We start from the raw sequence: 12,783 nt of genomic DNA, 5'->3' as shown, positions 1-12,783 counted from the left end.
GCCTGCACGGGGCCCGGTCGATGGGTTACATATCATCCGGAACTGGCGGCTGCGGCCGCGACAAGATTAAGGGTACCGCGCTCGATGAGCTTCCACTCGATCTACGCCCACGGATTTGCGCGCGTGGCGGCCTGTGTCACCGCCTCCCACGTGGCCGATCCCACGGCCAATGCGAAGGCGATCCTGGCAGCGGCAGGCGCTTGCCATGAACAGTCGGTGGCGGTCGCCGTCTTTCCGGAGCTGTGCCTGTCCGGCTACGCGATTGAGGATCTCGTCAAGCAGGACCCGCTGCTCGATGCGGTCGAGCGCGGCCTTGTCACGATCGTCGAGGCGTCCTCGGCGCTGATGACCGTCCTGATCGTCGGCGCGCCGCTGCGCTTTGGTCATCGCATCTACAATTGCGCCGTCGTCATTCATCGCGGCAACGTCCTTGGCGTCGTGCCCAAGTCTTATCTGCCGACCTATCGCGAATTCTACGAGGGACGGCATTTCGCTTCCGGCGCCGGCATCGCCGGAGAGACGATCGCGTTTGGCGGGCTGCATGCACTGTTCGGCGTCGACCTCCTGTTCGCGGCCGAGGATGTTCCAGGCCTGATCATCGGCGTCGAGATCTGCGAGGACATGTGGATTCCGGTGACGCCGGCATCCGAACTCGCGCTTGCCGGCGCCAGCGTGCTGATCAACCTATCCGGCAGCCCGATCACGATCGGCCGGGCGCGCTCGCGCGCACTGCTGTGCCAATCGACGTCGGCGCGTTGTCTTGCGGCCTACGTCTATTCAGCCGCCGGAGCAGGGGAATCGACCACGGACCTGGCCTGGGACGGCCAGACCTCGATCTATGAGAATGGCGTGCTGCTGGCCGAGGGCGAGCGGTTCCGCCAGGACGGCCAGATCACGCTGGCCGACGTCGATCTCGATCTGCTCAGACAGGAACGCGCGCTGATGGGCACGTTCGACGATAATCGCCGGCAACGCGAAGCCTTTTTCCGGAGGATCACCTTCGCCCTGAAGCCGCCGGCCACCGACATCGGCTTCCTGCGCCAGATCGAGCGCTTCCCGTTCGTGCCGAGCGACGAAGCCCTGCTCGAGCAGGATTGCTACGAGGCGTACAACATCCAGGTCGCCGGCCTCGTGCAGCGCATGCGCGCGACCGGAACCAAGCGCGTGGTGATCGGCGTCTCGGGCGGGCTCGACTCCACCCACGCCCTGATCGTCGCCGCCAAGGCGGTCGACCTGCTCGGACTGCCGCGCAGCAACATCCTGGCTTACACGATGCCGGGCTTTGCCACCGGCAGCGAGAGCAAGACCAACGCACTGGCGTTGATGAAGGCGTTGCAGACGGAGTGGCAGGAGCTCGACATCCGTCCCACGGCGACGCAAATGCTGAAGGACATCGGTCATCCCTTCGGCAAGGGCGAGAAGGTCTACGACATCACGTTCGAGAACGTGCAGGCGGGCCTGCGCACGGACTATCTGTTCCGGCTCGCCAACCATCATGGCGGCATCGTCATTGGAACCGGCGATCTCTCGGAGCTCGCGCTCGGCTGGTGCACCTACGGCGTCGGCGACCAGATGGCGCATTATAATGTCAACGCCGGGGTGCCGAAGACGCTGATCCAGCACCTGATCCGCTGGGTGATCGCCTCAAAACAGTTCAGCGACGACGTCAACCGGACGCTTACGTCGATCCTGTCGGCCGAAATCTCGCCCGAGCTGGTTCCGGTCAAGCCCGGCGAGAAGCCGCAGAGCACGGAAGCTTCCGTCGGGCCCTACGAGCTGCAGGATTTCAACCTGTTCTACACGCTGCGGTTCGGCATGCGGCCCTCCAAGATCGCCTTCATGGCGCAGCACGCCTGGAATGATGTCGCCAAGGGCGAATGGCCGCCGGCGTTCCCGACCGATAAGCGCAGGGCCTATGATCTGCCGGAGATCCGGCGCTGGCTGGAGGTGTTCCTGCGCCGGTTCTTCGCCTTCAGCCAGTTCAAGCGCTCGGCGATGCCGAACGGGCCGAAGGTTTCGGCCGGCGGCTCGTTGTCGCCACGTGGCGACTGGCGCGCGCCGTCGGATTCCAGCGCTGCGGCATGGCTTGAGGATCTCGAGCGGAACGTTCCGAAGTGATTGAGACGGCTGATCGGGCAGGGTAGCTCCAGAACGCGGGCAGGGTAGCTCCAGGCGGCGCGAAATTGCGTTCAATCTAGAAAGTGCCGAGGTCCGGAGTGCCTAGGAGTCCGGACCTCGTCACCTTGCCCCAGCCTTTGATCCCCCCGCCCCATGCGGTCCCCCAACCCCATGTAGCGCGATCAGAAGGTGATGCCCCTGGAAGGCCGCCGATCGATGCGCGCGATGTACGCGAAGTATGGTTAGGATTCCATTCCGGATCACTACGGACACGAACGCGCTTGATGCTGCACGCTGGTGCATTCGTCCGCATCTGCTGCGATCACTGCTGCCTGAATTCGATGCAGGCGATCGGCGGGGATGTCCACATCAGCGCATCGCCCCGGCACCTGCATTTCACGGGCCTGTCACTTAACTGGTCTAGCGCTGCTCCCGTCATCGCTGACGGTCAAGGAGCAAGCCATGTCGAAGCCGGTGCTGGGCGCAGCATTGTCCATCAAATCGATCCCTGCTCACCGAGATTGGCTTCTGGAACGGCAGCGCGATCTCGAAATCCAGGATTTTTTCCGCGCGGATTTGCTCGACGGCGATTGGCGGAGTGCGGCCAGCGAGATCAAGCAGATGCTCTCGGGCCATACCGGCCGGCTCGGCATTCACGGCCCGTTCTGGGGCTTCAAGATCGACAGCCATGATCCCTTGATCCGCAAGGCGGTGACGAAGCGCCTGCTCCAGGGCCTCGATGCCGCGGAATTCCTCGGTGCGACGCAGATGGTGATCCATTCACCGTTCACGACCTGGGACCACAACAATCTCGACCTCTATCCCGATAACCGCGGCAATCTCGTCGAACGCGTCAAGACGACGCTTGCCGAGGTGATCGCGCGCGCCGAGACGATCGGCTGCGAGGTCGTCATCGAGAACATCGAGGACAAGGATCCGCGCGACCGCGTGCGCCTCGCTAAGGCGCTCGAAAGCAACAAGGTCCGCGTCTCCCTCGATACCGGCCACGCCAACTACGCCCACATCTCCACCGGCGCACCGCCGGTCGATTACTACGTCGAGACCGCCGGCGACATGCTGACGCATGTGCACCTCCAGGACACCGACGGCTTTGCCGACCGGCACTGGGCGCCGGGCGAAGGCAACATCCCGTGGGTGGCCGTGTTCCGCGCTCTGGGGCGGCTGACCTCCAACCCGCGGCTGATCCTCGAACTCCGCAATCACGACGACGTTCGCGCCGGCGCAGCCCATCTGGCCGCGCTCGGTCTCGCTGAATAACCGGCATCACAAAGGTCAGGGCTTATCGTCATGAGCAAACTCACCCGTCGCACCATCCTGAAGTCCGGCGGCGCTGCCGCGGGCACGCTTCTCCTGCCGCGCTTCGCGATCGGGCAGGCGGACAACCGTCCGTCGGTGACGATCGCCGTGCAGAAGGTGACGAATTCGAACGTGCTCGACGTGCTGCGCGAGCAATCGAACGTCGGCGAGCGCGTGTTCTTCTCCTCGATCTGGGAGGGCCTGATCTCCAAGAACTGGCGTGGCAGCCTGGAGGCCGTGCCGGGCCTCGCCACCGAGTGGCGTCGCATCGACGACCAGACCGTCGAGGTGAAGCTGCGCCAGGGCGTGAAGTTCCACAATAGCGACGAGCTGACGGCCGAAGACGTCGTCTTCACCTTCAGCCGCGAGCGCATGTTCGGCGAGACCGAGGCCAAGAGCCGTTCCACCATCCAGGCCTTCGAGAAGATCCCGACGCCGCGCCCGGGCAAGGAACTGCCGCCTGATGTGCCGGCGGTTGCCCGCCGCATCTGGCCGGACCTCGTGCGCGTCGATGCCGTCGACAAGTACACGGTGCGCTTCTACAACGCGACGCCCGACGTCACGATCGAGGGCCGGCTGTCGCGCTACGGCTCCGACATCATGAACCGCCGCGCCTGGGAGCAGTCCGCGAGCTATCTCGACTGGGCGCGCAAGCCGATCACGACGGGCCCGTACGAGGTCGTCGAACTCAAGCCCGACGTGTCGCTGACCCTCGAGGCGCATGACGAATATTGGGGTGGCCGGCCGCCGCTCAAGCGCATCCGTTTCCTCGAAGTGCCCGAGGTCGCGAGCCGCATCAACGGCCTGCTGTCGGGCGAATACCAGTTCGCCTGCGACATCCCGCCGGACCAGATTGCCGGAATCGAGAAGAACGCAGCGTTCGAAGTGCAGGGCGGCACCATCCTCAATCACCGCCTGACCGTATTCGACAAGAACCACGCCGTGCTCGCCAATCCCCTGGTGCGGCGCGCCTTCACCCACGCGATCGACCGCCAGGCGATCGTCGACAGCCTGTGGGCGGGCCGGACCCGCGTGCCGAAGGGCCTGCAGTGGGAATTCTACGGTGACATGTTCAACGCCGACTGGAGCGTGCCGGCCTACGATCCGAAGCTCGCGCAGGATCTGTTGAAGCAGGCCAACTACAAGGGCGATCCGATTCCCTATCGCCTGCTCAACAACTACTACACCAACCAGGTTGCGACCGCCCAGGTGCTGGTCGAGATGTGGAAGTCGGTCGGCCTCAACGTCCAGATCGAGACCAAGGAGAACTGGTCGCAGATCATGGAACGCGCGCCGACCCGCGCGGTACGCGACTGGTCGAACTCGGCTGCCTTCAACGATCCCGTCTCGTCGCTGGTCGCCCAGCACGGCCCGAACGGCCAGCAGCAGCAGATCGGCGAGTGGACCAACGCCGAACTGAACAAGCTTTCGGAGTTCCTGGAGACCTCGACCGACCGGGCCGCCCGCAAGAAGGCGTTCCGCCGCATGCTGGAGATCGCCGAGCGCGAGGATCCCGCCTATACGGTGCTGCACCAGAACGCGACCTTCACCGCGAAGCCGAAGTCGATCAAGTGGAAGGCGTCGCCGGCATTCGCGATGGATTTCCGCGCCGGCAATTTCGAGGCGTAAGTGGTGACGCCGCTGGTCAGCATCCAGGGCCTCAGCGTCGCCTTCAACGGCGTCCCGGTCCTGCGCGGCGTCGATCTCACCTTGCAGAAGGGCGAGGCTCTCGGCCTCGTCGGCGAGTCCGGCTCCGGCAAGTCAGTGACGTGGCTTGCTGCGCTCGGCCTCTTGCCGCGGCATGCAAAAGTCTCGGGCTCCGTGCGGCTCGACGGACGCGAAATCCTCGGCGCACCCACGGGTGAGCTTGACCGGGTGCGGGGCGGGCGGGTCGCCATGATTTTTCAGGACCCCGCAAGCGCACTCAATCCGGTGCTCACCATTCGCAAGCAGCTCTGCGAGGCTTTGGCGCTGCATCGCGCTCTCTCGGGCGAGGCGGTGAGAGCCGAAGCGCGGCGGCTGCTCGATCTCGTCGGCATTCCCGATGCGGCGCGGCGGCTCGAAGCCTATCCGCACGAATTCTCGGGCGGCCAGGTCCAGCGCATCATGATCGCGATGGCGCTGGCCGGAAATCCCGATCTCCTCGTCGCGGACGAGCCGACCACGGCGCTCGACGCCACCATCCAGGCGCAGATTTTGGAGCTGCTCTCGACCATCCGCCGCGAGATGAGCATGGCGATGGTGCTGATCAGCCATGATCTCGGCGTCGTCGCGGAAAACTGCGACCGCGTCGCCGTGATGTATGCCGGCCGCATCGTCGAGCAGGCGCCCGCCAATCAGCTCTTTGCCGATCCGGTGCATCCCTACGCGCAGGGCCTGATCGGCGCACTGCCGCCGCTCGACGGACCGCGTCGACGTCTCACGGCCATTCCGGGGACCGTTCCCGATCCCGCGCACATGCCAAGCGGCTGCGCCTTCGCGCCGCGCTGCGCGCTGGCGGCCGAGCCGTGCGGACTTGCCGTGCCGAGCCTGGCGCCGATCGCGAATGATCGCGTGGTCGCCTGCATCCGGGCTGAAGCTTCGCGCCGTGCGCTGCTCGGGATCGCCGCCGAATGAGCGGGCCGCTCGTCGAGATGTCCTCGATCTCGCGCAGCTACGCGATGCGCTCCGGGATGTTCGGCCGCAGCACAGCGGTTCACGCGGTCGACGGCTTGTCACTTGCGATCCGCAAGGGCGAAACACTGGGCCTCGTCGGCGAGTCCGGCTCGGGCAAATCGACCACGGGTCGTATCGTGCTTGGCCTCGAGCCGCCCGATCGCGGCGAGGTGCGGTTCGACGGCAAGATGATGGCCGCGCCAGGCACGAAGGCGTGGCGCGCGCAGCGGGCGCGCATGCAAATGATCTTCCAGGATCCGCTGGGGGCGCTGGACCGGCGGTTGCCGGTCGCAGCCCAGATCCGCGAACCCCTGGACATTCACGGTCTCGGCACGCCGGCCGAACGCGAGGAGCGTGTCCGCGAATTGCTGCGCGCCGTCGAGCTGACGCCGGCGCATGGCGCGCGCTATCCGGGCGCGCTCTCCGGCGGCCAGCGTCAGCGTATTGTGCTGGCGCGGGCACTGGCGACAAAGCCCGATTTCCTCGTCTGCGACGAGCCGGTCAGTGCGCTCGACGTCTCGATCCAGGCGCAGGTGGTGAACCTGCTTTGCGATCTCCAGGCGCAGCTCGGGTTGACGTTGCTGTTCATCAGCCACGATCTACGCGTTGTCAGGCAGATCAGCAATGTCGTCGCCGTGATGTATCTCGGCCGCATCGTCGAGATCGGCAGCGCCGATGATCTCTTCGCGCGTCCCGAACACCCCTATACGCAGGCGCTGGTCTCGGCGTCACCCGCGCCCGGCCGCCGCAGCGCGGGCCGCATCGTGCTGGCAGGCGATCCGCCGAACCCGGCGGCGCGGCCCCAAGGCTGTGCCTTCCATCCGCGCTGCCCGCGCGCTATCGCGCGCTGCGCGAGCGAGGTCCCGGCGCTGTCGGCCGTCAGCGGTGACAGGCAAGTCGCCTGCCATCTCGTGACGGGGCCGCAGGCCGAGACGCGGGACGCGGCCTGATGGGACGCTACCTTGCCATTCGGATTGGACGCGCGGCGCTGACGATCGTGCTCGTCGTCACCTTCGCCTTCGTTGTGCTGCGCCTCTCCGGCGATCCCGCGCTGATGATCCTGGGACCTGAGGCGCCGCCGGAAGTGCTCGCTGCTTTCCGTAAGGCCTGGGGGCTCGATGATCCCATCTGGTTCCAGTACCTCGACTACTTCGGCGCCATCGCCAAGGGCGAGCTCGGCCGCTCCATGCGCGACGGGCGACCGGCGATCGAGCTCGTGCTGGAGCGGATTCCGGCAACGCTGGCGCTGACGCTGCCGGCCTTCTTCTTCAAGGTCGCCCTCGGCATTCCCGCCGGCATCTACGCGGCGCTGCACCGCGGCTCGGGAATCGATCGCGCCGTGATGATGACGGCGGTCGCCGGCTTCACCGTGCCGAGTTTCGTCCTTGCGCTGCTGCTCGTGCTCGTCTTCGCCGTTCAGCTCGGCTGGTTGCCGTCGGGCGGGCAGGACAGCTGGCGTCACGCCATCCTGCCAATCGTGACACTCAGCCTCGGCGGCGCCGCGGTGCTGGCGCGCTTCACCCGCAGCGCCATGCTGGAGGTGCTGGGCCAGCCCTATATCCGCACCGCCTCGGCCAAGGGCGTGCCGTGGCGCAAGGTGGTGACGTCGCATGCGCTGCCGAACGCGGCGATCCCGACCGTCACCATTCTCGGTTTCATGGTGGGCACGCTGATCGCCGGTGCGGTCGTGGTCGAGAGCGTGTTTGCCTGGCCGGGAGTAGGGCGCCTGCTGGTCGTCGCCGTCGCCAACCGCGACCTCGCCGTCGTGCAGTGCATCCTGTTGCTGGTCGCGATGACCATGGTCACGTCCAATCTGATCGTCGATTTCCTCTACGGCTTCCTCGATCCGCGCCTCCGCGCCAAGGGAGCGCACGCATGACCGATGCGACGCTGAACTATACGGCTGTCCGCCGCCGCATCAGCCTGCCGGCCATTCCAGTCTCGGTCGGGCTAGCGATCTCCTGGATCGTGGCGATGCTAGTGATCGCGGCGTTCGCCGAGAAAATCGCGCCTTACAGCTTCACCCAGCTCGACCTGCGCAACCGGCTGGCTGCTCCCGGCAATGTCGCGCACTGGCTCGGCACCGACGAGCTTGGCCGCGAGGTGCTGTCGCGGCTCCTCGTCTCGATCCGCATCTCGCTGTTGATCGCCTTCGGCGCGACCGCGATCTCGGCGATCGTCGGCACCACGCTCGGCTTCCTTGCCGCGCATTTCCGCGGGGCCGTCGAGCAGTTCGTGCTGATGCTGACCGACTTCCAGGCCAGCATGCCGTTCCTGATCATGGCGCTCGCGGTGCTCGCCTTCTTCGGCAATTCGCTGCCGCTGCTGATCGGCCTGATGGGGCTGTTCGGCTGGGAGCGCTATGCCCGCATCGCCCGCGGCCTCGCCATCTCCGCCAATGCGCAAGGCTATGCCGCGGCCGTCCGCCAGCTCGGTGCGACGCCGTCGCGGATTTACTTGCGCCACATCCTGCCCAACATCGCCTCGACCCTGATCGTTTCGACCACGCTGGTTTTCCCCGAGGTGATCCTGATGGAATCCGGCCTGTCCTTCCTCGGCCTCGGCGTGCAGCCGCCGATGACCAGCCTCGGCAACATGGTCGGCTATGGCCGGGAGTACCTGACCCGGGCGCCCTGGATCATGCTGGCGCCGGCGACCACAATCGTGATCACCACGCTGGCCGTCTCCGTGATCGGCGACTGGCTGCGCGACCGGCTCGATCCGACCTTGCAATAGGGCGACTGGCCTGACGCCGTCGGACACCCGCTTCTAGCCTTGGACCTCCGGCGTCCTGCCGCGCCCGAGCGCGAATTGACCGACCGGGCCCTCGATATGGAATTCCAACTCCGTCATTTTCGCGAACAGATCGATGTTGGTGCTGCCAATGGCGCAGCCGCCGAGGCCCATATCGGTTGCCGTCAGGTAGAGCGTCTGAATCAGGCTGCCGACATCCTTCAGGATCAGCGAATATGCGATTGAGCTGTATTTCCAGGAGATCCGCCCAAAACGCGCCGCGATCGTGATGAGGATTTGTGGCTGACCCGGCGCGTCCATGGCGAACTGGGCAGCCGCCAAATGCGCCTGGAGTTGTTGGGGGGAGGCGCTGATCGCGACTAGCGCGTGGCTCCCTGCATCGTAGTGGTAGAGCCCGCGCGCAAGCCCGTCGCAGTTCGCGACGGTAAGGTACAATTCCAGCTCGTACGCGCTGCCCGCCGACGGATAAGGCCTTGTGCTGTAGGTGACGTCGGAACCGCCTTCGAAATACGGCTCGCTCTTCCACTCGGACAAGACGCGCGCGCTGGTGTCGAGAAACTGCGCGAGTTCGCCGAGCGTGACCGGATTCTTGTCGTCGAAATCCCGCGTTGAATGGCGTTCGCGCAACAGCTTCGGGAAGCGGGAGTTCGGCTCCGGGGAGGAGAATTTGCGCAGGTCAATCTTGCTGCCGGCCCAGGGCGGACGCACCGCTGGCGACGGCGGAACGATGCCGGCATAGGTGAAGGCGGCGCCGACCGGATTGGCTTGCCGACCCTCCGTGCTCCGCGTGTGAAACACCAGATCGTGGAAATCCCAGAGTACGAGGTTGCCGTCGCCTTCGTTCACCCGCAGGCCTTGTCCGTCTTTCGCATCGAGCTTGAGCAGGATCTGGCTGTCCAGCAACAGTTCGAGCAGATGGAGGGTGGAGGAAGCCACCTTCTGGTTGAGCTTGCCGATCTTCCGGGGCTGCGACAGCGCCGCAAGGGTGGCGGCGATGGCGGGATCGCCAATCCGGAACAACGCGCCGGCGCATGGCGATTCCAGCACCAGCTCGTTGCCGCGCCGACGGAGAAAGGCAAAGCGCGATAGCACAATGGTGTCACGACTGCCCAGCTTCGCGCGCCGCGGCCAGTATTCGGGGACTTGGGGCTCGATGACCACGAAGTCCTGCGTGTTACGCGACGAGGAGAGGCGGTATTCCAGAAGCCCCTGCCGGGCCAGGCGACGTACCAGGGCGTCGACGTCTCTCGCGAGGGCGCTCTTGCCCGCAAAGGACGCGAGCGGAAGGCCGGTGCTCAGATGTCGCGCGCAGTCCATCGCGGCCGCGCTGAATTGTCCGAGGTTGACGGAATAGTCGCCCAGAATGGCGGTGATGTTTCCGTCCGGCTGCATCTGGAGGGAGAAATGATGGCTCAACCGGGCGGCAATGTCTGGCGCGATCTTCCTGGTCGGCTTTTTCCGGGGAGCGCGCACGAAAGAGCAACCCTTCAGGTGTGTGGAAGGAATGAAGTCAGATCGCTTTCCGGTCGCGGCCGGTCCAACAATCCGAGCTTCACCGGCACATCGTAAAGGCGACCCGGTGCGAAACGGCGATAGAAATGACGCAGGCCGGGAACGAGGACTCTGACGACCGGAACCTCGACGTCGGGACGTGTCTGGTCGAGGACGAGGAAATCGTAGCCTGCACGGGCGGCGATCTCGACGCAGGCGACGACCTGGTCACGCGTATTGTCGTGAAGCTTGAGGCTCGGCGCTGGGAGGACGATCGGGTGGTCGCTCGGTGTCAGGAACGGGTAGTCTTCCAGGCGCAGCGGCGTGACACCGTCGAGGGTCGGCTTCTCGCCGCTTGCGCCGCCCATCATGCCGACGGACATAAATTGGGTCAGTTCGGTGAGGGATCGCAGCAGCGCTATATGGCGGTCGAAATGCGCGCCGGAACCGAACTCGATATTCTCGTGTCCATTCTGCATCCAGTGCATGATCGCCACGTAAGTCGGAATGCCGAGGTCCGTGGTGATGTCGAGCACCCACAGCTTGCGCCCGGCTTCCGCAAATTGAGCCTGGAGATCCCGAACATAGAAATCGTCGAATTGCCCGAGATCGACCTCGGCGCGTTGCACCCGGTTGTACCACCAGATCGCGTAGGCATCGCGCTCGATCAGTTCGAGGAAGCCCTGAACGATGGCTTCGTCGCGGGTGTTGCCGGCCGCGCAGCCGTTGGAATCCGTATGAAAGCCGCCATAGAAGAAGTACAGGAGGCCGGTCGGCAGATATTTGAAGCGTTTGTCGCGCAACGACGAGACCGGCGACCACTCGGTCCTCGTCGAGGGATCGAACGGCTCGGGCACCGGATGGGGATCGTCCGGCTGCTGCAGAAACCTGGTCTTGAACTGCGTTTCGCTGAAGAGCTGGACGTCGTTGGGAAGAAGCGCGTCGCCAGGCGCGAAATCGACGAAGCGGCGCGTCGTCCTGATCTCATCGCCCTGGAAAATACCAGAATAGCGTTCGATCGATTCCATCAGCGCGCTTGCCTCACCCTGTTCAGCCGTCGAGCCCTTGCCAAAACTGCCGCCACTCAATCCGGACCTGAGCTGGTCGATGCTGTGGGCCGGCGCGGRGAAATTGTGCTGGGCGAAGTAGTTGGTGTTCATCGGCAGGTCGACGTCGATCCGCTCGAGCCGGGTCACGACCCCTGTCAGTGGGCTCACATGCTTGCGGAAGCGCGACACCGTCGACCGCGACGTCACGGTGCGATATCCACCACTGGTCATGACGAGCCTCTTGCCCTCGGCAATCTCGACCAGGGCCGGAGATCGGCGCGGGTTGTTCAGCTTCCTGCTGCCGCAGGTCGGACATTGTGGACGTCGCGTCACGTAGTGCTTGGCGATGGCGGCGCCGGTCAGGTCGAAGCTTGCGATGTGATCGCACAAATCGGTGCGAAAATCCGAGGCAATTGCCTTGGYGATCTCGACCGCCGCAAAATGGATTCCAGTCTTGCCGACGCTTTCTCTGACGAGAGGCGACATGGCAACCGCACGCGCCGGTCCCCGGTCAAGAAACCCCTTGATCTCCCGGTTGCGGATCATGCGATCGAACAGGCAGGTCCAGCAGGCGCTCTCGCCCGGTTTGAACATGGGCCCGACCAGCGGAAACGCGCCGGACGGCTGTACCAGCAGCCATGGCGTTTTGCCCGCTACGCGTTCGTGGTTCAATTCGGCGAGCCGCCGGTCGAGATAATCGTTCACCAGCGTGATCGTGAGCTTCGGCGAGCGCTTGGCGATTTGAACACCGAGCTTGCTCAACGCCGCGGTCAGCTCCTTGGCGCCTTTGACGTCAATCGACTCGACCTGCACGGGGCAATTGCGAAGATTTTGTTCCGCGATCTCCAGGGGCATGCCGAGGCTTGCCAGGAAACCGCCGACGGCGTCGTCGAACGCTTTCGGGGTCCGCGCAACGACATATCGGCGATCGAGCAGCCGCTTGATTGCTTCCTCGATCTTGTCGGCCGGGAAGCGCTTCGAAAGCTGGCGAATGATCTCCGACCCGGCCTTGCCGTGTTGCCCGATCGCAGTGGCGAGGGCGCAGTAGAGCTCGCCGTGCAGGAAGAATTTGCGGTTCTCGGAATAGAGACAAACCGCATCGGGAGGCAGTACGTAAGCGGTGAAGTTCGGTGCAAATCGGAGAATGTCTTTGCGGGTCTGCCGCGCAACGCGGGTCTTGCGAGTTGCAGTCATTGAGTCAGCACGCTGATCCTGTTGCCGTCATGCTAGATCCCCGGCGCAAGATGGAACGTCGCGACCGCGCGCCGGCATTTTCCCAGAGAATTGAAACGAATTCAGCTGTCACCCGCAAGCCGCCGATGCAGGCGTCGTAGCGAAATCAAGCAATTGGCCGGACCCTTTCTTGAGGCCGGCCAATGACCTATCAACCCGTGAATTT

At 64.8% G+C, this 12,783-nt stretch carries 9 protein-coding genes; 7 read left to right on the top strand and 2 right to left on the bottom strand.

Annotation, left to right across the window (positions count from 1 at the left end; translation table 11 throughout):
- Positions 1-84: 84 nt before the first annotated feature.
- From AB4Z51_RS26280 to AB4Z51_RS26250, 7 genes are all read left to right on the top strand, one after another.
- Positions 85-2,118, top strand: coding sequence for an NAD(+) synthase (locus AB4Z51_RS26280; RefSeq protein ID WP_354233566.1), 2,034 nt, complete (start codon positions 85-87; stop codon positions 2,116-2,118).
- A 462-nt stretch (positions 2,119-2,580) separates the two neighbouring features.
- Complete coding sequence (locus AB4Z51_RS26275; RefSeq protein WP_063983251.1) at positions 2,581-3,396, top strand: sugar phosphate isomerase/epimerase family protein; 816 nt, start codon at positions 2,581-2,583, stop codon at positions 3,394-3,396.
- Between the two features lie 30 nt (positions 3,397-3,426).
- The gene (locus tag AB4Z51_RS26270; protein ID WP_441498283.1) at positions 3,427-5,064 is read left to right on the top strand and encodes an ABC transporter substrate-binding protein; all 1,638 of its coding nucleotides are present in this window, start codon (positions 3,427-3,429) and stop codon (positions 5,062-5,064) included.
- Between the two features lie 3 nt (positions 5,065-5,067).
- Positions 5,068-6,051 (top strand): ABC transporter ATP-binding protein, encoded by a 984-nt coding sequence (locus tag AB4Z51_RS26265; RefSeq protein ID WP_166105807.1) that lies wholly within the window; start codon positions 5,068-5,070, stop codon positions 6,049-6,051.
- Positions 6,048-7,040 (top strand): ABC transporter ATP-binding protein, encoded by a 993-nt coding sequence (locus tag AB4Z51_RS26260; protein ID WP_208071328.1) that lies wholly within the window; start codon positions 6,048-6,050, stop codon positions 7,038-7,040. Before AB4Z51_RS26265 ends, AB4Z51_RS26260 begins: the two co-directional genes overlap by 4 nt.
- Positions 7,040-7,969, top strand: a complete 930-nt coding sequence (locus AB4Z51_RS26255) for an ABC transporter permease (RefSeq protein WP_014495224.1) — start codon at positions 7,040-7,042, stop codon at positions 7,967-7,969. The genes AB4Z51_RS26260 and AB4Z51_RS26255 overlap by 1 nt, the downstream gene beginning before the upstream one ends.
- A complete protein-coding gene (locus tag AB4Z51_RS26250) occupies positions 7,966-8,826 on the top strand; it encodes an ABC transporter permease (protein WP_441498282.1) in 861 nt (286 codons plus the stop codon). The genes AB4Z51_RS26255 and AB4Z51_RS26250 overlap by 4 nt, the downstream gene beginning before the upstream one ends.
- A gap of 33 nt (positions 8,827-8,859) precedes the next feature.
- Here the strand turns inward: AB4Z51_RS26250 and AB4Z51_RS26245 are convergent, their stop codons facing one another.
- Both AB4Z51_RS26245 and AB4Z51_RS26240 read right to left on the bottom strand, forming a co-directional pair.
- Positions 8,860-10,236 carry a SagB/ThcOx family dehydrogenase gene (locus AB4Z51_RS26245; protein ID WP_283018873.1) on the bottom strand — a complete coding sequence of 459 codons (1,377 nt, stop codon included), beginning with the start codon at positions 10,234-10,236 and terminating at the stop codon, positions 8,860-8,862.
- Between the two features lie 95 nt (positions 10,237-10,331).
- Positions 10,332-12,578: a TOMM precursor leader peptide-binding protein gene (locus AB4Z51_RS26240; RefSeq protein WP_441498281.1), complete on the bottom strand. Its 2,247-nt coding sequence runs from the start codon at positions 12,576-12,578 to the stop codon at positions 10,332-10,334.
- Between the last annotated feature and the right edge of the window lie 205 nt (positions 12,579-12,783).

This window comes from Bradyrhizobium sp. 2TAF36, assembly GCF_052114925.1.
In the GTDB taxonomy this organism is placed as follows: domain Bacteria; phylum Pseudomonadota; class Alphaproteobacteria; order Rhizobiales; family Xanthobacteraceae; genus Bradyrhizobium; species Bradyrhizobium barranii.
This window is presented reverse-complemented; position numbering and strand designations above follow the sequence as displayed.